General features: G+C 64.0%; 25 protein-coding genes. 10 read left to right on the forward strand and 15 right to left on the reverse strand.

What is annotated here, in order from left to right:
• Nucleotides 1–63: 63 nt before the first annotated feature.
• From FJ972_RS08310 to FJ972_RS08335, 6 genes are all read right to left on the reverse strand, one after another.
• Complete coding sequence (locus tag FJ972_RS08310) at nt 64–951, reverse strand: GNAT family N-acetyltransferase (RefSeq protein WP_140500229.1); 888 nt, start codon at nt 949–951, stop codon at nt 64–66.
• Nucleotides 952–1135: 184 nt separating this feature from the next.
• Nucleotides 1136–3445 (reverse strand): PAS domain-containing hybrid sensor histidine kinase/response regulator, encoded by a 2310-nt coding sequence (locus FJ972_RS08315; protein WP_140522528.1) that lies wholly within the window; start codon nt 3443–3445, stop codon nt 1136–1138.
• An 85-nt stretch (nt 3446–3530) separates the two neighbouring features.
• The gene (locus FJ972_RS08320) at nt 3531–4523 is read right to left on the reverse strand and encodes an MDR family oxidoreductase (protein WP_140500225.1); all 993 of its coding nucleotides are present in this window, start codon (nt 4521–4523) and stop codon (nt 3531–3533) included.
• A 62-nt stretch (nt 4524–4585) separates the two neighbouring features.
• Nucleotides 4586–5074 (reverse strand): signal peptidase II, encoded by a 489-nt coding sequence (gene lspA, locus FJ972_RS08325; RefSeq protein ID WP_140522527.1) that lies wholly within the window; start codon nt 5072–5074, stop codon nt 4586–4588.
• Nucleotides 5075–5087: 13 nt separating this feature from the next.
• A complete protein-coding gene (locus tag FJ972_RS08330) occupies nt 5088–5948 on the reverse strand; it encodes a TrmH family RNA methyltransferase (RefSeq protein WP_140522525.1) in 861 nt (286 codons plus the stop codon).
• Nucleotides 5948–7021, reverse strand: a complete 1074-nt coding sequence (locus FJ972_RS08335) for a class I SAM-dependent rRNA methyltransferase (RefSeq protein WP_140522524.1) — start codon at nt 7019–7021, stop codon at nt 5948–5950. Before FJ972_RS08335 ends, FJ972_RS08330 begins: the two co-directional genes overlap by 1 nt.
• A 134-nt stretch (nt 7022–7155) precedes the next feature.
• Between FJ972_RS08335 and FJ972_RS08340 the strand changes: the two genes are divergently transcribed.
• The 3 genes from FJ972_RS08340 (at nt 7156) to FJ972_RS08350 (ending at nt 8767) form a co-directional block, all read left to right on the forward strand.
• Complete coding sequence (locus FJ972_RS08340; RefSeq protein ID WP_140522522.1) at nt 7156–7851, forward strand: helix-turn-helix transcriptional regulator; 696 nt, start codon at nt 7156–7158, stop codon at nt 7849–7851.
• Between the two features lie 92 nt (nt 7852–7943).
• Complete coding sequence (locus tag FJ972_RS08345; protein ID WP_140513758.1) at nt 7944–8339, forward strand: VOC family protein; 396 nt, start codon at nt 7944–7946, stop codon at nt 8337–8339.
• Nucleotides 8336–8767, forward strand: coding sequence for an EVE domain-containing protein (locus tag FJ972_RS08350; RefSeq protein ID WP_140522520.1), 432 nt, complete (start codon nt 8336–8338; stop codon nt 8765–8767). The genes FJ972_RS08345 and FJ972_RS08350 overlap by 4 nt, the downstream gene beginning before the upstream one ends.
• A 1-nt stretch (nt 8768) precedes the next feature.
• Here the strand turns inward: FJ972_RS08350 and FJ972_RS08355 are convergent, their stop codons facing one another.
• From FJ972_RS08355 to sppA, 4 genes are all read right to left on the reverse strand, one after another.
• Complete coding sequence (locus FJ972_RS08355; RefSeq protein WP_140522518.1) at nt 8769–9734, reverse strand: ornithine cyclodeaminase family protein; 966 nt, start codon at nt 9732–9734, stop codon at nt 8769–8771.
• Nucleotides 9735–9791: 57 nt separating this feature from the next.
• Nucleotides 9792–10124 carry a DUF1049 domain-containing protein gene (locus tag FJ972_RS08360; RefSeq protein WP_140522516.1) on the reverse strand — a complete coding sequence of 111 codons (333 nt, stop codon included), beginning with the start codon at nt 10122–10124 and terminating at the stop codon, nt 9792–9794.
• Nucleotides 10125–10177: 53 nt separating this feature from the next.
• Nucleotides 10178–10462, reverse strand: a complete 285-nt coding sequence (locus tag FJ972_RS08365; protein WP_006200394.1) for an integration host factor subunit beta — start codon at nt 10460–10462, stop codon at nt 10178–10180.
• Nucleotides 10463–10542: 80 nt separating this feature from the next.
• Nucleotides 10543–11499, reverse strand: a complete 957-nt coding sequence (sppA, locus tag FJ972_RS08370) for a signal peptide peptidase SppA (protein WP_140522514.1) — start codon at nt 11497–11499, stop codon at nt 10543–10545.
• 383 nt (nt 11500–11882) lie between these two features.
• On the opposite strand from sppA, the gene lptC reads away from it, so the two are divergent.
• From lptC to ptsN, 6 genes are all read left to right on the forward strand, one after another.
• Nucleotides 11883–12596: an LPS export ABC transporter periplasmic protein LptC gene (lptC, locus tag FJ972_RS08375; RefSeq protein ID WP_140522513.1), complete on the forward strand. Its 714-nt coding sequence runs from the start codon at nt 11883–11885 to the stop codon at nt 12594–12596.
• The gene (locus tag FJ972_RS08380; RefSeq protein ID WP_140500204.1) at nt 12583–13167 is read left to right on the forward strand and encodes an LptA/OstA family protein; all 585 of its coding nucleotides are present in this window, start codon (nt 12583–12585) and stop codon (nt 13165–13167) included. Before lptC ends, FJ972_RS08380 begins: the two co-directional genes overlap by 14 nt.
• A complete protein-coding gene (gene lptB / locus FJ972_RS08385; RefSeq protein WP_140500202.1) occupies nt 13167–13985 on the forward strand; it encodes an LPS export ABC transporter ATP-binding protein in 819 nt (272 codons plus the stop codon). The genes FJ972_RS08380 and lptB overlap by 1 nt, the downstream gene beginning before the upstream one ends.
• Before the next feature lie 195 nt (nt 13986–14180).
• Nucleotides 14181–15707, forward strand: coding sequence for an RNA polymerase factor sigma-54 (rpoN, locus tag FJ972_RS08390; protein WP_140522511.1), 1527 nt, complete (start codon nt 14181–14183; stop codon nt 15705–15707).
• A 266-nt stretch (nt 15708–15973) separates the two neighbouring features.
• Nucleotides 15974–16552 carry a ribosome hibernation-promoting factor, HPF/YfiA family gene (gene hpf, locus FJ972_RS08395; protein WP_140522509.1) on the forward strand — a complete coding sequence of 193 codons (579 nt, stop codon included), beginning with the start codon at nt 15974–15976 and terminating at the stop codon, nt 16550–16552.
• A 58-nt stretch (nt 16553–16610) separates the two neighbouring features.
• Nucleotides 16611–17075: a PTS IIA-like nitrogen regulatory protein PtsN gene (gene ptsN, locus FJ972_RS08400; RefSeq protein WP_135898701.1), complete on the forward strand. Its 465-nt coding sequence runs from the start codon at nt 16611–16613 to the stop codon at nt 17073–17075.
• A gap of 67 nt (nt 17076–17142) precedes the next feature.
• Here the strand turns inward: ptsN and FJ972_RS08405 are convergent, their stop codons facing one another.
• Together FJ972_RS08405 and FJ972_RS08410 are read right to left on the reverse strand one after the other, a co-directional pair.
• Complete coding sequence (locus tag FJ972_RS08405) at nt 17143–17412, reverse strand: DUF1150 family protein (protein ID WP_140500195.1); 270 nt, start codon at nt 17410–17412, stop codon at nt 17143–17145.
• A gap of 76 nt (nt 17413–17488) precedes the next feature.
• Complete coding sequence (locus tag FJ972_RS08410) at nt 17489–17914, reverse strand: Hsp20 family protein (protein WP_013893014.1); 426 nt, start codon at nt 17912–17914, stop codon at nt 17489–17491.
• A 301-nt stretch (nt 17915–18215) separates the two neighbouring features.
• Between FJ972_RS08410 and FJ972_RS08415 the strand changes: the two genes are divergently transcribed.
• Nucleotides 18216–19157 carry a nucleoside hydrolase gene (locus FJ972_RS08415; protein ID WP_140500193.1) on the forward strand — a complete coding sequence of 314 codons (942 nt, stop codon included), beginning with the start codon at nt 18216–18218 and terminating at the stop codon, nt 19155–19157.
• Between the two features lie 173 nt (nt 19158–19330).
• Here FJ972_RS08415 and FJ972_RS08420 read toward each other — a convergent pair whose 3' ends face one another.
• From FJ972_RS08420 to FJ972_RS08430, 3 genes are all read right to left on the reverse strand, one after another.
• Entirely contained in the window at nt 19331–19945 is a 615-nt protein-coding gene (locus tag FJ972_RS08420; RefSeq protein WP_140522507.1) for a LysE family translocator, read from the reverse strand.
• A gap of 110 nt (nt 19946–20055) precedes the next feature.
• Nucleotides 20056–21495 carry an amidase gene (locus tag FJ972_RS08425; RefSeq protein WP_140522505.1) on the reverse strand — a complete coding sequence of 480 codons (1440 nt, stop codon included), beginning with the start codon at nt 21493–21495 and terminating at the stop codon, nt 20056–20058.
• 10 nt (nt 21496–21505) lie between these two features.
• Entirely contained in the window at nt 21506–22411 is a 906-nt protein-coding gene (locus tag FJ972_RS08430; RefSeq protein ID WP_140522503.1) for a ribokinase, read from the reverse strand.
• Nucleotides 22412–22557 lie beyond the last annotated feature (146 nt).

Raw genomic sequence — 22557 nt, forward strand, 5'->3', positions numbered from 1 at the left:
GTGATTAGGGTTAATCAGTAGGTGTAAATTATGATGTCTTCACTACTGACTACTGACTACTGCTCACGCAGCAAAACGCTGCGCTTCCCCGCCGTAATAATTGACGTAGCGGGCGCCGATCTCCTTGACCGGCATCACCACGAACACATCGACCGTCGAGAATTCACGATCGATGACGCAGCCGTCGCCGATGCGGGCGCCGACCCTGAGATAGCCCTTGACCAAGGGCGGCATCGCAGCGATCGCTGCCTTGGCATTGACCGCCTCGATCGGCATCAGATCCATGGAACAATAGCGGCCTGCGACGGCGCGCACGTCCCAAGCCGAATTCGTGCGGCAGTGATGCGCCAGATAGGTGAGCGCCTCGGCATGGGCCGCCGGCACCGTGCCCTGGAAAGACGCACAGCCGGTCATCACGCCAATGCCGTAGTGGTTGATGTAGGCCCAGATGCCTTGCCACAATGCCTCGATGGTGCGCTTCGAACGGTATTCCGGCAGGACGCAGGAGCGGCCGAGCTCGAGAAAGCGCTGGCCGGGGTGACGGGCGATGAGCTTGGTCAGCTCGAACTCGCCTTCGGAATAGAAGCCGCCGGCGGCCGCAGCGATTTCTTGCCGCAGCAGCCGGTAGGTCCCGACGATGCGGCGATGTTCGGGGCCGGAAAGCGAGGTATCGAAGACGAGCAGGTGATCGCAGTGCGGATCGAAGCGGTCGGCATCACGGCGGTCCTGCACCTGAAACAGGTTCTTCCTGGCGCCAAGCTCGTCGTAGAATACCCGGTAGCGCACTTCCTGCGCGGCCGCGATCTCGGCCTCGTTGCGGGCCAGCCGCACTTCGAGGTTGCCGATACGGCCGAGCGCTGCGCCCTTTGTGACGGAATCGACATTGCGCCCGGCAAGCAAGGCGCCGCCGGCGTTCGGCCGAGTGTCACATTCCGGCATAACTGTATGCACGAGTGATTCTCCTTCGAGCCATCCCTCTTGGCACGGGGATACGGTGTAGGTGCAACAGGATTGTGACAGTACCGTGATACGGCGTCGCGGGCAATACTTCGTCGGCTGGCGAATACGGTCAACCGGCTACGTTATGCAAAAGCAAGGTGGCGCCGCTCGGCAGGAGATTGAAGAAAAAAAAGTCTTAGGCGGCGACCTGCCCCTCGATGGCGTCGACCAGTGCATCGGGGTCGAGCGGCTTGGTGACAAAGCCGCTGGCGCCGTGGGCGAGCACCGCATGGCGGGTCTTTTCCTGGCTGTCGGCCGACAGCACCATGATGGGCACTGGCGGCACGGCCGTCTCCTCCTCATGTCGGCGGATGGCGGCGATGGCGTCCATCCCATCCATCACCGGCATGTGCAGGTCCATCAGCACCACGTCGAAGCGGTGTTTGTGTCCGGCACCGGTAACGGCCTCGACCGCCGCCTTGCCGTTGCCGACAACCTTGACGCGATGACCGGCCTTCAGCAGCGTGGCGCGAGCGAGCATGGCGTTGATGTCATTGTCCTCGGCGATCAGCACCGACAGGCCACGCTGGCGATCACTGGCGGCGCGAAGCGCCGGCGGGTGGGGCTTTTCCGGCCGTGTCGGGGCAAGCGCCGGCGCATGACTGCTCAGAAGCACACGCAAAAGTGTTCCGCCTCGCACCGGTCTGGCGAGGAAGGTCGCGTAGCCGCTGGCGCGGAACTCGCCGAGCATGCCGCGATCGGTCGGGGCGATCAGCGTGATGGCTTCGCAATCGGAAAAACCGCTTTGGCGCAGCCGCTTGAGCAGTCTTCCGTCGCCCTCTTCCATGGCCGCGTCGACCAGCAGCACGTCGCAATCGCCGGAGAACGATGCCGCCTGCGCCACGGTGGTGGCGATATCGACCGCGCCGCCGTTGGCGCGGATGCTGCGGGCGATGGCGTCGGCCTCGACGATATTTCTCGACAGGATTACCGCGTGCCTGCCCTGAAGCGCGTCCATCCGGCCCGGTGGTGGCTCGCTCGCGGAGATGGCCGGGATATCGAAGACGAATTCCGAACCCTGACCCAACCGGCTGGAGACGGAAATCGTGCCGCCCATGGCGGTCACCAGGCGCTTGGAGATGGCAAGACCGAGACCGGCTCCGCCATGCGCGCGCGTCGAGGTGCCGTCGGCCTGCTCGAACTCCTCGAAAATGCGCTCCATGTCGTCTTCATGCAGGCCTGGCCCGGTATCCGCGATGGTGAAGCATATGCGGTCGGTGGTTTCAGTGCGGGCGCGCGCTATACTCACCAGCACCCCGCCGCTGTCGGTGAACTTGATGGCGTTGCCGATCAGGTTGAGCAGCACCTGCCTGACCCGGCCCGGATCTGCGGTGATCAATTGCGGCACGTCGGGCTCGACATGGCAGCCGAGGCCGATATCCTTGGAGAAGGCGCGCGCGGCGAGGAGCTCGACAACGTTGTCGGCGATCTCGCGCACCGACATTGGCTGCGGTTCGGGATCGAAGCGTCCCGCCTCGATCTTGGAATAGTCGAGCAGGTCCTCGATGAGGGCCAGCAGCGCGCTGGCCGAGGTCGAAATGGCGCCGACATAGGTCTGCTGCTCCGGCGACAGGCTGGTATCGGCCAACAGCCTGGCCATGCCCATGATGCCGTTCATCGGCGTGCGGATTTCATGGCTGACGGTGGCGAGGAAGCGCGATTTGGCCTGGCTTGCGTATTCGGCCCGCTCGCGCGCGGTGATCAGCGAGGATTCGGCACGCTTGCGGGCGGTGATGTCGCGGGCGATGGCGCGATGTGAGACAGAACCGCTGTCCTTGTCGCGCACCGACAGTTCGATCCACGAGAACCAGCGCGAACCGCCAGGGGTGCGGATGGCGACGTCGGTGGAACTCAGGCATTCATGGTCGGAAAAGGCGGCGTCGGGAACGATACCGACTTCGATGCCAAGTTCCGCCAGGGTCTTGCCGGCGAGGTCGCGCTGATCGACCTCGACGAGATCGGCGAACACCTTGTTGGCATAGACGATATAGCCGTCGCGGTCGCGATGAATGACGAGATCGCCAAGCGCGTCGATCAGGCCGCGAAAGCGCTCTTCGCTCTCCTGCATCTCCCACATGCGATCGGCCAGCGTCTCGATCTCGGCACGGCTGCGAGCCGTGGTTTCATCAAGCAGCGCGGCGGTGCGGGATTCGTTCCTTCTGGCGCGCAGGTGCAGGCCGAAGCCGGCAAGGCCGGTCGCCAGCAAAGCGAGGCTGATGAAGATCGGCGCGCCGGTCAGGTGGGTCAACCCCGCCAGTATGATGATGGCGACGAAGGTCAGCAGCGGCAAGCCTTCGCGGCCGGCCAATCGCGGCTCATTCCTGGCCTGTTGCGGCTCAGGCGCCAGCGGCGGTGCGGCGACGAACCGCCGCGCCGACGCCGGCGGGGGTACCGCATCGACGTCTTCGCCAGTCTCCGCTTCCTGGATGCCGGATTCCGCGACCATGCGAAAACCCTACCGGACAGAAATTATGGAAGCCTGCGGGGGATCGTTCGAATTTTAGCGGATAGGTTGTTTTACCCCGGCGAACTCACTGCATGTCTACGACGACGCGGCCGCGGATCTTGCCGTCGACGATGTCGCGCGCGGCGTCGATGATGTTGTCGAAGCCGATGGTCGTGGACAGGCTGGCGAGCTTGCGCAGATCCAGGTCGGCGCCGATGCGGCGCCAGGCCTCGAGCCGCACCGGTTTCGGCGCCATCACCGAATCGATGCCGAGCAGCGAAACGCCGCGCAGGATGAAAGGTGCCACGCTCGACGGCAGGTCCATGCCGCCGGCCAGGCCGCAGGCCGCGACGGCACCGCCATAGGAGGTCATAGAGAGCACATTGGCCAGTGTGTGGCTGCCGACGGAATCGATGCCGCCCGCCCAACGCTCCTTGGCGAGCGGCTTGGTCGGCTGGCTGAGTTCGTCGCGCGATATCACCTCCGCGGCGCCAAGATCGATGAGATACGGGCTTTCGGCATTGCGCCCTGTCGAGGCAATGACGTGATAGCCCAGGCTGGACAGGATGGAGACCGCGACCGAGCCGACGCCGCCGGCCGCGCCCGTCACCACCACGGGCCCGCGATCGGGCACGATGCCGTGCCGCTCCAGTGCCATGACGCACAGCATTGCGGTATAGCCGGCGGTGCCGACCGCCATCGCGTCATGCGCGCTGATGCCGTCGGGGAGCGGCACCAGCCAGTCGCCGTTGACGCGGGCGCGCCCGGCATAGGCGCCAAAATGCGTCTCGCCGACACCCCAGCCGTTCAGGATGACCTTGTCTCCCTTGCGCCAGTCGGGATGGGAAGAGGATAAGACCGTTCCGGCGAAATCGATGCCTGGCACCAAGGGCCAGCGGCGAATGACCGGCGCCTTGCCTGATATTGCGAGCCCATCCTTGTAGTTCACCGTCGTCGCTTCGACTGCGACGGTGACGTCACCGTCCATGAGATCGGCTTCGGTGAGGTCGGTCACCGCCACCGACTGTTTCTTTTCGGCGTCGCGCGAAACGAGGATGGCTTTGAAGGTTTCGGGCATTTTTCTCTCCTCGATCTATCGACGTTTGCACTCTGCTGCGGCGGCCGTGCCGGGTCAATCGCTCAGGCGTCGGGACCCTGGGGCTTGGGCTGGCGCCGCCAGCCCAAAACTTCGTCAAGCACGACCAGCGCGGCGCCGACCGAAATGAAGGCATCGGCGAGATTGAACACGGCGAAGGACCAGACCGGAGTGTGGAACAGGATGTAGTCGATGACGTGGCCGTAGACGGCGCGGTCGATCAGATTGCCGAGCGCGCCACCGATGATCAGGGCAAAGCCGGTGCGGGCAATAACATGGCCCGCGGGCGTGTGCGTGGCCAGATAGAGCACGAAGGCGACGACGAGAACGGCGATGATCACCAGCCCGGTATCGCCGAAGGATGAGAACATCGAGAAGGCGATGCCGGTATTATAGGTGCGAAACAGCGCCAGGAAGGGCAGGAGATCGAGCTTTTCCTGAAAGGGAAGGCCGGTCTCGACCAAATGTTTTATCCACTGGTCGAGCGCGATCGCCGCGACGACCAGCAGCGCATAGGGAGACCATGATTTCACGATTGGGCAACCCTCATTGCGGATCCACCATTGGATCCAGCTTCAGCGCGCCGCGGCGGATCTCGAACAGCATGACGCCGGTGGCGACGGCAAGATTGAGCGAATCGGCACGCCCTGCCTGCGGAATCCTGAGCAGCCTGTCGCAACTCGCCGCCAGGCTTTCGGGCAGGCCTTGCTGTTCATTGCCCATCATCAGCAGCACCGGCCCCCGGGAAAAATCGACCGAGCGGTAGTCGACCGCGCCTTTGAGGTGTGTGCCGGCGACGAGGCCCGAAAACCCGCCGCGCCAGGCGAGGAATGCCTCGGTCGTCGCCTTGGCCACCGGAACGGCGAAGATAGAGCCCATGGTGGCGCGCACCGTCTCCACCGAAAAGGGATCGGTGGTGTCTCCGACCAGGATCACGCCCTTCGCGCCTACGGCGTCCACCGTGCGGATGACGGTGCCGAGATTGCCGGGATCACGCACCCGGTCGAGCGCCACCCAGACATCGCCATTGTCGGCGCGGATATCCTTCAGGGCCAGGAATTTCTGCGAGAAAACGCCGATCACCATTTGCGGATTGTCGCGACGGGTTATGGCGACAAGCACTTTTTCCGAGACTTCGAGCACGGTGCCGCCGGCGGCAACCGTACGCGCAGCGACCTTCTCAACCGCCGCGTTGCCGCGTCCGGCCTTGGCGAAGACCAGGGTTCTGATCTGCCAGCCGAGGTCGAGCGCATCGATGACCAGCTTCAGTCCCTCGGCCATGAAGGCGTTCTGCTGGTCGCGGAATTTTTTCAAGGCCAGCGCCTTGATCTCCTTGACCAGCGGATTGGTGAGGCTGGTGACCTCTTTCACCTGCCCGACCGGACGGGCGCCGTTATATCCACTCATCAGGCCACCCAGCGCGAGAACAGCGAGGTCGACAGCGCGCGGCCCGCCGATTTTTCGCGGATGATCAATTCGCCCGATTCAACCCTGCCGCCCATGCCGGCAAAGGTGTCGCGCATGAGAGCATGGATGGCGAAGAAGGAGGCGCGGATCGAATAAGCGGTCAGCACCACGGCAAGCGGTTTCGGGGTCAGGATCGATCGGCAGAGATCGGTCAATGCCGGCAGGTCCTCGAACAACTGCCAGACCTCGCCCTTGGGGCCGCGGCCATAGGCGGGCGGGTCGAACAGAACGATGTCATAGCGGCTGCCGCGGCGCTCCTCGCGCTCGGCGAATTTCACCGCGTCCTCGACGATCCAGCGGATCGGCTTGTTGCCAAGTCCGGCCATCTCCTGGTTTTCGCGGGCCCAGCCGATCGCCTTTTTCGAGGCATCGACATGGGTGACCTCGGCGCCGGCGCGCGCCGCCACCAGCGAGGCAAGGCCGGTATAGCCGAACAGATTGAGCACCTTGACCGGCCGCCTGGCCGCCGCGATCAGTCCGGCCATGTGATCCCAGTGCGAGGCCTGCTCGGGAAACACGCCGACGTGGCGAAACGAGGTGAAGCGGCCGAGATAGTCGATGCCGTCGTGCTTCATAGGCCAGGTCTCGCCGAGCGACGTCCCGGGGAAGCGCCAGCGGCCAATGCCTTCCTCGTCGGTATCGCCGGTGAAGACAGCGTCGGCGCGGTCCCATTCCCTTGCCGGCAGCGCCTTCTGCCAGATCGCCTGGCCCTCTGGGCGGACGATCCGATAAGGACCGTATTGTTCGAGCTTCTGGCCGGCGCCGCTGTCAAGCAGCGCATAATCGGCATTGGGCGCCACTTCGAGGATCAGCGGAAGCTGTTCGGCCGGAAGAGCGCCGTCGCGACGGGCCAGGATGCGGGGCGCCGACTTCTGCTCGGGGCGCTCGTCGACCTTGGCCTCGGGCCGCTCCTGCGGCCTGGCCGTTCCACGGCCTTCATGCGGACGCACCCGTTGTGCACCGCTTTTTGCGGGCGGACGGCTGTCGCGGCGTTTGTCGCGAAAAGATTTCAAGCAGGAGCATCTCCGAGGCGTGGCCGCTTTTGACATAGGGCAACCGGCTTCGCAACCAAGTCCGCCGCGCAAGCGTCGCCTGGTCATGTCGGCTTGCGATGGACCAATATCAAAGAAACAGGCAAATCTTCGATATGTCCCGCTCCGAACGCCTGCTCGACCTGATCCAGACATTGCGCCGGCATCGCATGCCGGTGAGCGGGCAGTCGCTCGCCGACGAACTCGGGATTTCAATTCGCACGCTTTACCGGGACATCGCAACGCTGCAGGGCCAGGGGGCGCCGATCGAGGGCGAGGCGGGGCTCGGCTATGTGCTGAAGCCCGGATTCATGCTGCCGCCGTTGATGTTCAGCGACGAGGAGATCGAGGCAATTGTGCTCGGTTCGCGCTGGGTCGCCAAGCAGCCGGATTCGCGGCTTTCGTCAGCGGCCGTCAACGCGCTTGCCAAGATCGCGTCGGTGCTGCCTGATGATCTGCGCGAGGATCTCGACGCCACCACACTGCTGGTCGGGCCGCCCGCCCCGACTGTTGAAAGCATCGATCTCGGCCTGGTGCGGCAGGCGATCCGCAACGAGCGCAAGCTGGACTTCTTCTATCGCGATGCCGGTGGCGCGGGCTCGCGGCGCATCGTGTGGCCGTTCGCGCTTGGTTTCTTCGACAAGGTGCGGGTCGTGGTGGCGTGGTGCGAAATACGGCAGGATTTCCGGCATTTTCGCGCCGACCGCATAGCCGAGCTCAAGACGACGGATCTGCGCTATCCGCGCCGCCGTCAGGCGCTGCTGAAGGAATGGCGGGCGACGCTCGACACCCCACGGCAGGAGCGGTTGTAAGCTGTCTACGGCGCCTCTCGTTACGCATACTGCCAGAATCTGACAGTGGCGCGCTTTATGTCTGTCCTGGTCGAAACCCCTGGAGAACAGACATGGTCACCCCCAATTTCGTCATCCTCTACGTCGACCAGCCGCAGCGTAGCGGCGCCTTCTACAGCGCTCTGCTCGGCCGCGAGCCGGTCGAAAGCGCGCCGACATTCGTGCTGTTCGTGCTCGACAACGGTTTCAAACTCGGTCTCTGGTCGAGGCATACGGTGGAACCGGCGGCGGCAGCGACCGGTGGCGGCGCCGAGATCGTCTTTGCCCTGGATACGCCCGAGGCAGTCGATGCCGCCCATGCCGACTGGTCCGGACGTGGGCTGAAAATCCTGCAGGCGCCAACCGACATGGATTTCGGCCGCACCTTCGTTGCGCTCGATCCCGACAACCATCGCCTGCGGGTCTACTGGCTGTCGGACGGGCAGCAGGCAGACGGGGAGCAGGAATGAGTGCGTCTTGGATTGCGGTGGCGTCGGCGCAGCACGTCCGGCGCGGCCGCGAGGGCGGCTTCATGCAGGTCAACCACGGCAAGGCGGCGCCGCTGCGGCGGGTCCAGCCCGGGGACGGCATTGTTTATTATTCGCCGACAACGATTTTGGGCGAGAAAGACGGGCTGCGGGCGTTCACGGCGATCGGCACGGTGCGGGAGGGAGAACCCTATCAAGGCGACATGGGCGGCGGCTTCACGCCCTTTCGCCGCGACGTCGACTGGGCGGCGGCCGGGGAAGCGCCGATCAAGCCATTGCTCGACAGGCTGGACTTCACGGCCGGCAAGCCGAATTGGGGGTATCAACTGCGCTTCGGCCTGTTCTCGATAAGCGCGGCCGATTTCGCCGTAATCGCCGAAGCTATGGGCGCTAACCAGCCGGGACAGTAAGCTAGGTCCTGAGCGCCTTGTAGACGGCAATGCCGGCGGCAAGGTCCTCGAGCGCGGCGCCGACCGACTTGAACAGCGTGATCTCGTCGGCGCTCCGGCGCCCTTGCTTCTGACCGCGCGCCAGCTCGTGCAAATCGGCTATGATGGCTTCCGATTTCAGCACGCCGGAAGCGAGCGGTATGACGATGTCGCCCGCTTCCTTGGTGGCGCCGGCGCGGGTGTCGACATAGACGCGGGCGCGCCCTATCGCCTCGTCGTCGCTTTCGCGCATTGTCGGGGTGAAGCCGCCGACCATGTCGACATGGCTTCCCGGCTTCAGGCGGGCGCCCTTGATCAGCGGATCGGTGGCGATCGTCGCCGACGAGACGATATCGGCCTGGCCGAGCTCGGCATCGAGATCGGTCGCTGCGCTCGCCGCGAAGCCCTCGGCGCGCAGTCCGGCGGCGACCTTCTCGGCGTTGTCCAAGGTGCGATTCCAGATGCGGATGGTCCTGATCGGCCGCACGGCGCAATGCGCCTTGGCGAGGAATGGCGACAGCGCACCGGCCCCGATCACCAGCAGCCGGGAAGCGTCTTCGCGCGCCAGATAGGATGCGGCGAGCGCCGAGGCGCAGGCCGTGCGCCATTGCGTCAGCCGCTGGCCGTCGATCAGGGCCTCCGGTTCGCCGGTGGCGCCGTTGAGCAGGAGATAGACCCCCATCACTGCCGGTTTGCCGATGGCATTGTTGTCGGGCGAGACGGTAACGATCTTGACGCCGATATGCCCCCCGGCCGAGATGCCGGCTGCGTTGAAATCGGTCCAGGCCGGCATCAGCAGCAAGGTCGAGGCCGCACCGTCCGGCCGTTCGACCGTGTGATGGTGCCGGACAGGTTGCACCGCGCCGTCACGGAAAGCCACGCGCAGCGTGTCCACTAGGCCCGGGAAGGTCAACGACTGGTCGACCTCTGCGGCCGAAATGGTCAGCATGGGAAACTCCGTGAAGAAAATCGCGGGCCCGAGAGGGCCCGCAGCGCCGTGCGGCGGTCAGTTGGTCGGCTTCGGCAGCACCGGTCCCTGCGGTGTCGACGGGGTGCGGCCGATCGCCTGGCGCAGGTTCTCGGCCTCGACGCCGCGCTGGCGCGCCAGCTTGCGGTAACGTCCCTGCTTGACCCAGGTCGCCAGGCTGCCGACGACCATGCCGACGGCGAGGGCCAGGAACAGGAAGATGAACAGCGGCAAAGTGAGCGTCAGCGCCGGATTGCCGGGATTGAACGGATCCAGCGTGAAGGCGACGAGTTCGCGATTGGCGACGGCCAGCGCGATCAGGATGACCGCCAGGGGCACGAAGACCACGATGAGCATGAAGCGATTGAGCATGATGTTTTCCGTCGGAAACCGGCCTCCCGGGAAGGGCCGGTCTGGCGTCGCGCCTATTTTCCGCCATTCAGCCTTTCGCGCAGTTCCTTGCCGGTCTTGAAGAAAGGCACCCATTTCTCCTCGACCTCGACGGATTCACCGGTGCGCGGGTTGCGGCCGGTGCGGGCGGGGCGATTTTTCACCGAAAAGGCACCGAAGCCACGCAATTCGACCCGGTTGCCTTCGGCGAGCGCGTCGGTGATCTCGTCGAAAATCGCGCCGACGATGTTTTCAACGTCGCGCAGGAAAAGATGCGGATTGCGCGTGGCAATAATCTGCACAAGTTCGGACTTGATCATCGGACGGGTCCCCTGAAATCGGTGCGGTCGAAATTATGAGGATGATTTTGTTTGCTTTTTCATCCACCCCAAACGGCATCTCAAGGGTGCCAGACGGAAACGAGACCGTCAAGAAACAAGCGGTCGGCGCCAAGTTCATGGATGATATCGCCGCTGTAGTCCGGCAGGCCGAGCGCGCCGGCGATCGTGCGCACCATCGCTTTGGAAAACAGGAAGCCGCCGCGCCGCTCCGTGTCCTTCCATTCGACCACCTTGAGTTTCGAGTCGACGCCCTTGGTCGCCAGCCAGTCGATCGCCTCGGTCTCGCCGCCGACGGCGTCGATCAGGCCGTTGGCGACCCCTTGGCGACCGGTGAAGATCGATCCGTCGGCGAGCGCCAGCGCTTGCTCGCGGGTCATCTTGCGGCGTTCGGCGACGATGCCGACGAACCAGTCGTAGCTGTCGAGGATGAGCTTGCGGACCATGGCGCGCTCGTCGTCGTTGGTCGGCTTGAAAGGCGAGGGCGAGGCCTTGAGCGGCGAGGATTTCACTTCCTCCAGCTTGACGCCGAGCTTGTCCATCAGGCCGCTGACATCAGGATACTGGATCAACACGCCGATCGAGCCGACGATCGAGGTCTTGCGGGCGACGATGTGATCGGTGGCGCTCGCGATCATGTAGCCGGCCGACGCGGCGAGCGTGCCGACCTCGGCCGCGACAGGCTTGTCGGCGGCGAGCTTGCGCACCTCCTCATAGATCGATTCACCGCCGACGGTGGTGCCGCCGGGGGAATCGATGGCGAGGATCACGCCTTTCACCCTCGGCGACTTGCGGATGGCTTCCAGCCGCTCGATCAGTTCGTCGTCCTCGGTTATGGTGCCTTCGATCCTGACCTTGGCGATATGATCGACGGCCGACCCGCCGAAATCGTCGCGATAGAACCAGGCCGAGATCGCAATCACGCCGAGCGCAACGATGGCGATGGCCGCAGCGCGCCAGAAGGTCAGCTTACGCCGCAAGCGGCGGCGGTCGATCAGGTCGTCGGCTCTCAATGCCATGGTCAGCCTCACGGTCGATGGAAAGAGATGCTTTTAGACCATGACGTCCCGGTCTGGAAGCAATTCCGTCTGCGCATGACGCGGCAATCCGCGCGCGGCGCACGCGAGGCAAGTGCGCGTCAGCGTCCGCCAAGACGTCGGTTTCGTGATTGGTCCGTGAAACGAACGGCAGGTAAGGAGAGAGCCGATGGTAACGAAAAATGTACGCCAGACGTCTATTTCTGCTATGAAGCAGGGCTGTCAGTGTTGATCCGTTCTGATCTGCACGACAGCAACTGTCACATTTTCGCGGTTTTCGTCGGCTTGTGCTTGCTTGAAAGCGCCGACGTCCCACCTATAGGCGGTGTTGCCCGGCGGGGCAGGGGTTTTAGAAGAAAGCAGTTATGTTAGCGCGAACGAGTGAAGCGAGCAGCACCGAGACGGAGTTGGCTCCCCCGGCGGACGGCCCGGCGAGGGGGGACGCGTTCGATCGCGCACGGCGGCATTCGCGCCGGGTGCGCGTGCTCAAATTCGCCGTGCCGGTGCTAGCGGCGTTGATCGCCATTGCCTTCCCGGTCTATTCCTACCTCGCCGCACCGGTGTCCGTCGCGGTCCAGGCGGAAGGCACCGCCTTTTCCAACGGCAAGCTGGTGATGGCCAACCCCAAGCTCAACGGCTTCACCAAGCAGAAATTGCCCTATTCCATGACGGCATTGCGCGCCATACAGGACGTCAGCACGCAAGGCATCATCGAACTCGACGGCATCGACGCCAAGGTGCCGATCGCGGCCGACAATGTCGCTGCGATCAAAGCCACGCATGGTACCTACGATCGCGACGGCAATACGATGCACCTGACCAGCGACGTCACGATCGCCACGACCGACGGCCTTCAGGCCAGGTTCAAATCGGTCTTCCTCGACATGGGCAAAGGCACTATGAAGACGGATGACCCCGTGGACGTCAGCCGTGACGGGTCGCAGATCACCGCGAATTCCTTGTCGGTGCAGGACAATGGCAAGGTTCTGGTGTTCGAGAACAAGGTGCGCGTCAATATCGATCCCGCCAATCTGAAGGCGGCAGAGGCAAAGGGCGAAGAAGCGAATGTGGCTCATTAGTTCGACACGGCTTGCCGCCGCAGCTTCGGCGCTGCTTTTGCTGGGGCTTGCGCCGGCGCTGGCGCAATCCACCGCCGAGAGCGCGTCTGGGCTCAAACTGTCGGGCGACAAGCCCATCCAGATCGAGAGCGACAAGCTGGAGGTCCGGCAGGCAGACAACGTCGCCGTGTTCACCGGCAACGTCACGGTCGTGCAGGGACCGACCCTGCTCAAGTCCGGCAAGATGATGGTCTACTACGTCAAGGACCCGAACGCGGCCGCAAAGGGGACGGAAGCAGCGGGAGCGGCGATGACCGGCTCCGCCAACATCGACCACCTTGAAGTCAGCGGAAAAGTTTACATCAAGTCGAATGACCAGATCGCGACCGGCGACAATGGCACCTTCGACATGAAGACGCAGGTGCTGGTCCTGTCCGGCAAGGAAGTGGTGCTGTCGCAAGGCCCCAATGTCCTCAAGGGCTGCAAGCTCACCGTGCAGATGAAGACCGGCCTCGCCAATGTCGACGGCTGCGGCGGACGTGTCATCATGTCGATGACGCCACCGCCGAAATCGGGAGCGACGAACCCCTGATGGCCAGCCTGTCGTCGCTGACGGCGCGTCTTCCGGGGCGGGCCGCCGGCAAGGTTTCGGCTCCGGCCACGGTCACCGCCGATAAGGCGAAGTTCAAGGGAACCTTGATCGCCAAGGGCCTGACCAAGAGCTACAAGGGTCGCAAGGTGGTCAGCGGCGTCACGCTCGGGGTGCGTGCCGGCGAGGCCGTCGGGCTGCTCGGTCCGAACGGTGCCGGCAAGACCACCTGTTTCTACATGGTCACCGGCCTGGTGCCGGTGGACGAGGGCACGATCGAGATCGACGGCTTCGATGTCACCTCCATGCCGATGTACCGGCGTGCGCGTCTGGGCATCGGCTATCTGCCGCAGGAGGCCTCGATCTTCCGCGGCCTCAGCGTCGAGCAGAACATTCGCGCCGTGCTGGAAGTGGTCGAAAAGAGCCGCAAGGAGCGCGAGCGCAGCCTCGACGAACTGCTCGAGGAGTTCCATATCAGCCATTTGCGCAAGGCGCCGTCGATGTCGCTTTCCGGCGGCGAACGTCGGCGCCTGGAGATCGCGCGTGCGCTGGCCACGCGCCCGGCCTACATGCTGCTCGACGAGCCTTTCGCCGGCATCGACCCGATCGCCGTCGCCGACATCCAGCAACTGGTGCGTCATTTGACGGCGCGCGGCATCGGCGTGCTCATCACCGATCACAATGTGCGCGAGACGCTCGGCCTGATCGACCGCGCCTACATCATCCATGCCGGCCAGGTGCTCACTCATGGCCGGGCCGATGAAGTGGTCGCAAATCCCGACGTGCGGCGGCTCTATCTGGGCGAGGGATTCACGCTTTGAGCGTGAAATTTGTTTCCTGACGCGATTTTTTTCCTGTCAGGGGCCGCTTTCTCGCGATTTTGCTCCGGGATAACGCTCCGGTAAGCGGGTTTTGCTAGCGTTTGCCTTGACAAGCAAAAGCCGGGCCAGTTTCTATCGGTTCGCGAAAATTCCTTCCGGCAGTCCGGATGCAGACGAGGCGTTTGAAACCGAACCATGGCGTTGGCGGCGAAACTACAGCTACGACAGTCGCAGTCGCTGGTGATGACGCCACAGCTGATGCAGTCGATCCGGCTGCTGCAGTTCACCCATGCTGAACTCGAGCACTTCATCGACGAGGAGATCGAGCGCAATCCGTTGCTGGAGCGCGCCGAGCCGCAGGACGACGCCGCCAGCGACCAGGTGCCGAGGACCGAGGCGGCACCGGAAACGGCCGACGACGGCGACTGGTTCGAGACCGAAGCGGGATGGAGCGCCGAGGCAATCTCGGAAAAGCTCGACACATCGCTGGAGAACCTGTTCCCGGACGACCCGGGCACCAGCGAGCGACTCGGACCAGACCTCACGGCACAGTGGAAATCGGCGACCGGCAATGGCGGCACGTCCTCGTCCGAAGGCTTCGATGCCGGCGACATGGCTGCGACCGCGATCACGCTGCGCGATCATGTCAGCGAGCAGATTGCGCTCGCTTTCGCCGATCCGGCGGCGCGCCTGATCGCCGGCGAACTCGCGGACGGCCTCGACGAGACCGGCTATATGCGCGCCGATACGGCTGAGATAGCTTCGCGCCTTGGTAGCGGCGCCGACGCCGTGGCCAAGGTGCTGTCGGTGTGCCAGACCTTCGAGCCGTCCGGCCTGTTCGCCCGCGACCTTGCCGAATGCCTGTCGCTGCAACTTGCCGTGCGCGACAGGCTCGATCCGGCGATGAAGGCGCTGATTGCCAATCTCGAACTCCTGGCGCGCCGCGATTTCCACACGCTGAAGCGGATCTGCGGCGTCGACGAAGAGGACCTGCTGGACATGCTGGCCGAGATCCGGGCGCTCGATCCGCGGCCGGGCATGGCATTTTCGGGCGGCGCCAGCGACGCCGTCATTGCCGATGTCGAGGTGCGCGCGGCCAATGACGGCAGCTGGACGGTCGAGCTCAACGCCGAAACGCTGCCGCGCGTGCTGGTCGACCACATCTATTTCGCGCAGGTTTCGCCGCACGCCAAGAACCAGGCTGAAAAGGATTTCCTGGCCGAGTGCCTGCAGAACGCCAATTGGCTGACGCGCAGCCTCGATCAGCGGGCAAAGACCATTCTCAAGGTCGCATCGGAGATCGTGCGCCAGCAGGATGCCTTCCTCGTCCATGGCGTGCGCCAGCTGAAGCCGCTCAACCTGCGCACGGTGGCCGACGCGATAGGCATGCACGAATCGACCGTCAGCCGGGTTACCGCGAACAAGTACATGCTGACGCCGCGCGGCGTGTTCGAACTGCGCTATTTCTTCACCGCCTCGATAGCCGCGTCGGGCGGTGGCGAGGCGTATTCGTCGGAAGCGGTGCGCGACCGCATCAAGCAATTGATCGATGAGGAAAAAACCGTCGACGTCCTGTCCGACGACGCGATCGTCGACATGTTGCGCGAAAGCGGCGTCGATATCGCCAGGCGCACGGTCGCCAAATACAGGGAAGGCATGAATATCCCGTCCTCGGTGCAGCGCCGGCGCGAGAAGCGGGCCCTTGCCAGCGCCGGGCGCTAGGTTCGGCGATTTTCCACAGGGTTTCGCGCTTCATTGACAAGCTGCGGCGAAGTGGCTAGAAGCCCGCCCGCATGAGACGGGCTCGACGCCCGCTAGCGGATGGTCCGTCACGACAATGGCCTAGGGATGGTCAAGAAGGCGGCTTGTGATCAACCGGAAAGTTTGGATTTAAATCGGCGCGAGTGACGCCGCAAAGCTTGTGCGCACGGACCACGAGTATAAACTCCGGCCAGTTTGAAGCCTGAGCAAGGAAGGTCAGTTTTCAGATGAATCTGCGCATATCGGGAAAACACATGGATATCGGCGATGCGTTCCGTACGCGCATCAACGATCGTGTCGGCGAGGCGATCGGCAAATATTTCGACCGCGGCTTTGCCGGACATGTCACCGTCATCAAATCGGGCTCGCGCTATTCGGCGGATTGCATGATCCGGCTGGATTCCGGCGCTTCGCTGCAGGCGACCGGCGATGCCCAGGACCCGACGCTGGCTTTCGAGGCCGCGGCGGATCGTCTGGAAACCCGGCTTCGGCGCTACAAGCGCCGGCTGAAATCGCACAATTCGGGCAATGGCGAGCTCACCGATATCGCCTACACGGTGATGGCGCCACTCGCCGATGACGACGAGGACATTCCGGAGGATTTTGCGCCGGCCATCGTCGCCGAATCGACCATGACGCTGAAGACCATGTCGGTGGCGTCGGCGGTCATAGAACTCGACACAAAGGACAGTCCGGTCTTCGTCTTCCGCAACGCCGGAAACAATCACATCAACATCGTCTATCGCCGGCCGGATGGGAACATCGGCTGGATCGATCCGTCCACGACCAAGGTCGCACAGGGATAAAACCGGCCGCACGAGGGGTGGGGACTGGTGACGGCAGGCGAACAAGGGATTTTCAAGTATGGATCTGAGCGATCTCATCAACGTTCCGGCGATATTGCCGGCGTTGAAGGCGAACTCCAAGAAGCAGCTTCTGCAATTGCTGTCGGAGAGGGCGGCCGCGATTTCCGGCATTCCGGAGCGGGAGGTGTTCGACACGATCCTGCAGCGCGAGCGGCTCGGCTCGACGGGGGTCGGCAACGGCATCGCCATTCCGCACGGCAAGCTGGCCGGCGTGAAGCGCATCGCCGGCGTGTTCGCCCGCCTGGAGACGCCGGTCGATTTCGAGGCGCTCGACGACCAGCCGGTCGACCTGGTGTTCCTGCTGCTGGCCCCTGAAGGGGCCGGCGCCGATCATCTGAAGGCGCTGTCGCGCATCGCGCGGGTGCTGCGCGACGCCGATACGGTGGCCAAGATCAGGGGAACGCGCGACGCCGTGGCGATCCACGCGCTTTTATCGGACACCCAGGCCTCGCACGCGGCCTGACGTTTTCTGGATGAACAATGGTAGGGCCGCCACGGGCGGCCCCGTTCGTTTTCAGCGGAAAATCGCCTTAATGAATGGCGACCGTGGTCAGGTCGTTTTCCATGGCGCCGGCCAGCGCGCGATCGCGCGCATCTGAAAGCAGGATCGGCTGGCCGTTGGCGGCAAACAGCGCCCACAATTCCATGCCGGGCGCGATTTCGCCAATGCCCGGGAAACGGCCGAGCAGTTCCTCGCTCGTAACCTTGCGCAGATAAGCGACCGAGCCCTCGCCGAGATGGGCGAATTCACCGCTGGTCATGGTGGGATTTTGTGTAGGATTTTGGTCAGTTCTGGTCATTTCAAGCCTCCTTGGCGCGAGACGCCGCCCTGGTTCTGGGCAGTAGGCCATCCCGCATGAGAGCCATCGGCAAAGATCAGTCTTTCACCGATATGTTTATTTTCCGTACCAGCCGCTCGGACTCGGGCCGATCGAGATCGATCGACAAAAGGCCGTTCTTCAGCTCCGCCGCAATCACCCGCATGCCGTCGGCCAGCACGAAGCAGCGCTGGAATTGGCGTGCGGCGATGCCGCGGTGAAGAAATTCGCGCTCGGTATCGTCGGTCTGACGACCGCGCACGACCAACTGGTTTTCCTCCGTGGTGACATCGAGATCGCTTTCGGCGAAACCGGCGACAGCGAGCGTGATGCGCAGCCTTTCGGCCTTGCCGTCGGCGCCGCTGAGCCGCTCGATGTTGTAAGGAGGATAGCTGTCACCGGATTTCGCCAGGCGCTCCAGCGTCTTTTCCATGGCGTCGAAACCCAGGAGAAGCGGGCTGGAGAAAGGCGTCATTCGGCTCATGTTACATTGTCCTCTCAAGAGCGACATAAACTGGAAAAACCCAGATGGCATTTTTCCCGATGGTCTTGATATGGTCCGCCCCACGACCAAGTTCAAGCCATCAAAACACCCGCCCAAAAAGACCACGTCGTGGACTCACAAGAATGATCGACATGGCGCTTGAAACGGCAGTGAGATGCAAGGAGAAGCGCTGCGCCGGGATTCGTCCCCCGGGCGGAGCGGTTCGGCAGCTCAAGGCCGGTTCGGTGCGTTTCGCATGCTCGCTCGGACGCATGAGCTCATGGCCAAACAAGGAATTGAAATGCCCCAAACACGCAAGATCATCATCGACACGGATCCTGGCCAGGACGATGCCGTCGCCATATTGCTGGCGCTTGGCAGCCCCGAGCTGGAGATCGTCGGCATATCAGCCGTAGCCGGCAACGTGCCGCTGAACCTTACCGAAAAGAACGCCCGCAAGATCTGCGAACTGGCCGGCCGACCCGACATCAAGGTCTATGCCGGCGCCGTCCGTCCGCTGGCGCGTGAACTGGTTACGGCCGAGGCGGTGCATGGCCAAACTGGCCTCAACGGGCCACAATTGCCCGAACCGACGATGAAGCTGCAGGATAAGTACGCCGTCGATTTCATCGTCGAGACGCTGATGAAGGAAGAGAGCGGCAGCATCACGCTGTGCGCTCTCGGGCCGCTCACCAATATCGCGCTGGCGCTGATCCGCGAGCCGAAGATCGCGCCGCGCATCAAGGAAATCATCCTGATGGGCGGTGGCTTCTTCGAAGGCGGCAATGTCACGCCGGCGGCCGAATTCAACATTTATGTCGATCCGCACGCGGCCGAGGTGGTGTTGAAATCCGGCATTCCGATCGTGCTGATGCCGCTCGACGTCACCCACAAGGCGCTGACCACCGCCAAGCGCACCCAGGCCTTTCGCAAGCTCGGCACCAAGGTCGGTACCGCAACGGCCGAGATGCTGGAGTTTTTCGAGCGTTTCGACGAGGAGAAATACGGCACCGATGGCGGGCCGCTGCATGACCCCTGCGTCATCGCCTACCTGTTGAAACCGGAGCTGTTCAAAGGCCGTAACTGCAATGTCAGCGTGGAAACCAGCTCGGAACTGACCATGGGCATGACCGTGATCGACTGGTGGGGCGTCACCAAGCGGGAAAAGAACGCCAAGGTGATGGGCGACATCGACCATGACGGCTTCTTCGCGCTGTTGCTGGAACGGCTGGGGCGGCTTTAAATCCGCCTCCTTACCCTCTCCCCTCGCGGGAAAAGGCGGCCTCGCGAAGCGAGGTCGGATGAGGGGTGTTCCGGGGAACGCCGACGCCTCACTCCGTCACGCACCCCTCAACCATCTCGGCGCTGCGCGCCGATCCACCTTCCCCCACAAGGGGGAAGGAAAGGCGGCGGTGCTCACTTCGACCGTGAAAACGCCAGCCACAGGCCGCCGCCGATCATGAAGCTGCCGCTGATCCTGGACAGGAGCTTGACGCGGCGGGCGGACAGGATGCGACCGGCGCGGCCGGCGGCCAGCGCATAAGTCGAATCCGACATGGCGGCGAAGATCATGGCGGTGAGGCCCATGACGGCGATCTGCAGCGAATAATTGCCTTGCGGCGCGATGAATTGCGGAAAGAAGGCGCCGAAGAAGATCAGCGTCTTCGGGTTGCTGAGCGCTACCAGCAGGCCCTGCACGAAAAAGCCGCCGCGCGGCTTCCGCGCCGTTCCGTCGGCGTTCAGCTTGCCCTTGGACCGGAACATCTGCACGCCCATCCAGATCAGGTAGGCGGCACCGATCAGCCGCACCCATTCGAACCAGTGCCCCATACCCGATATCAGCGTGTTGAGGCCGATGCCGACGATGGCGATCATGACCGCCAGGCCGGCCTGCGTGCCGGCGACATTGGCCAGGCCGGCGCGGGAGCCATGACGGATGCTGTTGGCGATGATCAGCGTGACCGTCGGCCCTGGCACCAGGATGATGACGACGCACGCAAGGACATAGGCGGCATAGAGTTCCAGCGACATGATTTTTCCCTCGGGCAGAATGCCGCCTGTGCGGCGCCACAATCAATGCATGGCGGCGATGCCGGTGCAAGCCGGCACATGGAGCCGCGCGATACGCAGATGCACCGGATTCAGGCGCCGGACGGCCACGGCAGTGTCGTCTCATAGGCCGCCGCCGCCTTCAGCACAGCCATGTCGCCACGCGGCCGGCCGATCAGTTGCATGCCCATCGGCCGGCCTCTGGCGTCGAAGCCGACCGGCACGCTGACGGCCGGGCAGCCGCCCATGGTCGCGGGCGCCGAAACCTGCATCCAGCGGTGATAGCTGTCCATCGGCTGGCCGGCGATCTCGCGCGGCCAATGGGTGCCGACGTCGAACGGAAAGACTTGCGCGGTCGGCAATGCAATCAGGTCGAAGCGGTCGAACAGCGACAGCAGCATCCGGTACCAGGACGTCCGGACGACCGAGGCGGCGCGAATCCGGGGCGCCGTCAGGAGTTGCGCGTTCTCCACCTCCCAGACGGCTTCGGGCTTCAACAGGGCGCGCCTGGCGGGATCGTCATAATGCACTTTCAGCGCGCAGCCGCTGCTTGCCTGGCGCAACGTCACGAAGGCCTGCCACAAGGCCTCGAAATCAAAATCCTGTACCAGTGCCTCGGCCTTGAACGATGCCTCCCCGAAGCGGTCGAGCGCGGCTTGGCAGAGCTCGAGAATGCCGGGCTCCATGGGCAAATGCCCGCCCAGATCGCCGAGCCAGGCGACACGGCCGCCTTTGGCGGGCATATGCAGGCCTTCGAGGAAGGAGCCTTGTTTCTCATAGGACAAGGGTGCGCGCGGATGATGGCCCGCCTGCACGTCGAGCAGCAGCGCCATGTCGCCGACATTGCGACCCATCGGCCCATCGACGCCCATCTGGGCATGAAAGACCTCGACGTCCGGGCCGCCGGGGACGAGCCCCTGCGATGGCCGGAAACCATAGACATTGTTCCAGGCGGCTGGATTGCGCAACGAGCCGCCGAAGTCGCTGCCGTCGGCGACGGGCACCATGTCCAGCGCCAGCGCCACCGCGGCGCCGCCGCTCGAGCCGCCGGCGCTCAAATCTGGATCAAAGGCGTTCAGCGTCGGGCCGAACACGGGATTGTAGGTGTTGGAGCCGAGGCCGAATTCGGGAACGTTGGTCTTGCCGATGATGATGGCGCCGGCCTTGCGCATGCGCTCGACGAAGAAATCGTCCTCCTGCGGCACGAAATCGGCGAAGATCGGCGAGCCGAAGGAGGTGCGCAGGCCGCGGGTCATTGCGAGATCCTTGACCGCGATCGGCAGGCCGAAGAGCGCACCGGCCCGGTCCGGACGGGCATCGGCTGCGTCGGCCTCGCGCAGGATATCGCTACGATCGCGCATGGAAACGATGGCATTGACGAGCGGGTTGACGGCTTCGATGCGGTCGAGGAATGCCGTCACGACCTCACGTACCGAAAGTTTCCTTTGCCGGATCGCGTCGGCCAGTTCGACGGCGGGCAGGCGGCATATGTCGCCGGCCGGTGGCGCGGCATGCTTCGTCTGGGGGCGCATTCTGGTCGTCTCAGCGGGATTTCAGGAGTGCCTGGTCGACATCGGCGGCCAACGGGATCGCCGGCTGGGCGCCCGGCTTCAGGCATGCCAGCGAGCCGGCCGCGCCGGCCCGGGCGAGCGCCTGTTCGAGGGGCAGGCCCGACGACAGGCCGGCGGCGAAATAGCCGCAAAAGGTGTCGCCTGCACCAACCGTGTCGACCGGGGTGATCTTCAATGCGGGCACCGTCAGGGAATCGGTCGGCGTCGCCGCCATCACGCCGTCGCCGCCGAGCGTGACGACGATGGTGCGGCCGGTTTTCCCGGCAAAGTCGCGCATCCGTGCCGCGCGGTCGCGCCCGCTCAGCGACAGCACCTCGCCATACAGGTCGAACTCGGTCTCGTTGGCGACGACATAGTCGGCCTTGCCGAGCAAGCCGGCCGCGTCGCGATGGAAGGGTGCGGTGTTGAGCACGGTGACGGCACCGGCCGCACTTGCCTGATCGAGCGCGGCTTCGACGGTCGCAAGCGGGATCTCGTGTTGCAGGAGCATGACATCGCCTTTTCCGGGGAAGGCCTTGGACAGGTCGCCGGGCAGCACCGAGGCGTTGGCACCCGGCACCACGGCGATAATGTTCTCGCCATCGTCGCCGACCATGATCAGCGCGGTGCCCGTCGAGGCAAAAGTTTCGCCCACGCCAGACAGATCCACCTTGGCCTGGCGCAGCAGCGCCAGGGCCTCGCCGGCGAAACTATCCTTGCCGACGGCTCCCACCATGCGCACCTTGGCGCCGGCGCGCGCGGCGGCCAACGCCTGGTTGGCGCCCTTGCCACCGGGCGCGGTGGCGAAACCGGAGCCGCTCACCGTCTCGCCAGGGCTCGGCAAGCGGTCGACATTGGCGATAAGGTCGAGATTGATCGAGCCGACGACGATGATCAAGGAATGCCTCCTCATGAATGAGCGGGAAGCTATCCTGTAAGATCGTTGCTTTCCAGTGCATGCCGATATGGCAAGCGCTGCGGTGCCGCGTCCTGCGAGTCAGCGGGGCGTCGTCGTTTTCCACGTGACAATGCCGGCGGAAGGTT

This window comes from Mesorhizobium sp. B2-1-1, assembly GCF_006442975.2.
GTDB lineage: Bacteria > Pseudomonadota > Alphaproteobacteria > Rhizobiales > Rhizobiaceae > Mesorhizobium.

Excerpts from the sequence above, each read along its gene's own strand:
- FJ972_RS08315 (WP_140522528.1), bottom strand. The coding sequence starts at position 3,445 with ATGGTCGCGGAATCCGGCATCCAGGAAGCGGAGACTGGCGAAGACGTC.
- FJ972_RS08320 (WP_140500225.1), bottom strand. The coding sequence starts at position 4,523 with ATGCCCGAAACCTTCAAAGCCATCCTCGTTTCGCGCGACGCCGAAAAG.
- FJ972_RS08330 (WP_140522525.1), bottom strand. The coding sequence starts at position 5,948 with ATGAGTGGATATAACGGCGCCCGTCCGGTCGGGCAGGTGAAAGAGGTC.
- FJ972_RS08340 (WP_140522522.1), top strand. The coding sequence starts at position 7,156 with ATGTCCCGCTCCGAACGCCTGCTCGACCTGATCCAGACATTGCGCCGG.
- FJ972_RS08345 (WP_140513758.1), top strand. The coding sequence starts at position 7,944 with ATGGTCACCCCCAATTTCGTCATCCTCTACGTCGACCAGCCGCAGCGT.
- FJ972_RS08350 (WP_140522520.1), top strand. The coding sequence starts at position 8,336 with ATGAGTGCGTCTTGGATTGCGGTGGCGTCGGCGCAGCACGTCCGGCGC.
- FJ972_RS08355 (WP_140522518.1), bottom strand. The coding sequence starts at position 9,734 with ATGCTGACCATTTCGGCCGCAGAGGTCGACCAGTCGTTGACCTTCCCG.
- FJ972_RS08360 (WP_140522516.1), bottom strand. The coding sequence starts at position 10,124 with ATGCTCAATCGCTTCATGCTCATCGTGGTCTTCGTGCCCCTGGCGGTC.
- FJ972_RS08365 (WP_006200394.1), bottom strand. The coding sequence starts at position 10,462 with ATGATCAAGTCCGAACTTGTGCAGATTATTGCCACGCGCAATCCGCAT.
- sppA (WP_140522514.1), bottom strand. The coding sequence starts at position 11,499 with ATGGCATTGAGAGCCGACGACCTGATCGACCGCCGCCGCTTGCGGCGT.
- lptC (WP_140522513.1), top strand. The coding sequence starts at position 11,883 with ATGTTAGCGCGAACGAGTGAAGCGAGCAGCACCGAGACGGAGTTGGCT.
- FJ972_RS08380 (WP_140500204.1), top strand. The coding sequence starts at position 12,583 with ATGTGGCTCATTAGTTCGACACGGCTTGCCGCCGCAGCTTCGGCGCTG.
- lptB (WP_140500202.1), top strand. The coding sequence starts at position 13,167 with ATGGCCAGCCTGTCGTCGCTGACGGCGCGTCTTCCGGGGCGGGCCGCC.
- rpoN (WP_140522511.1), top strand. The coding sequence starts at position 14,181 with ATGGCGTTGGCGGCGAAACTACAGCTACGACAGTCGCAGTCGCTGGTG.
- hpf (WP_140522509.1), top strand. The coding sequence starts at position 15,974 with ATGAATCTGCGCATATCGGGAAAACACATGGATATCGGCGATGCGTTC.
- ptsN (WP_135898701.1), top strand. The coding sequence starts at position 16,611 with ATGGATCTGAGCGATCTCATCAACGTTCCGGCGATATTGCCGGCGTTG.
- FJ972_RS08405 (WP_140500195.1), bottom strand. The coding sequence starts at position 17,412 with ATGACCAGAACTGACCAAAATCCTACACAAAATCCCACCATGACCAGC.
- FJ972_RS08410 (WP_013893014.1), bottom strand. The coding sequence starts at position 17,914 with ATGAGCCGAATGACGCCTTTCTCCAGCCCGCTTCTCCTGGGTTTCGAC.
- FJ972_RS08415 (WP_140500193.1), top strand. The coding sequence starts at position 18,216 with ATGCCCCAAACACGCAAGATCATCATCGACACGGATCCTGGCCAGGAC.
- FJ972_RS08420 (WP_140522507.1), bottom strand. The coding sequence starts at position 19,945 with ATGTCGCTGGAACTCTATGCCGCCTATGTCCTTGCGTGCGTCGTCATC.
- FJ972_RS08425 (WP_140522505.1), bottom strand. The coding sequence starts at position 21,495 with ATGCGCCCCCAGACGAAGCATGCCGCGCCACCGGCCGGCGACATATGC.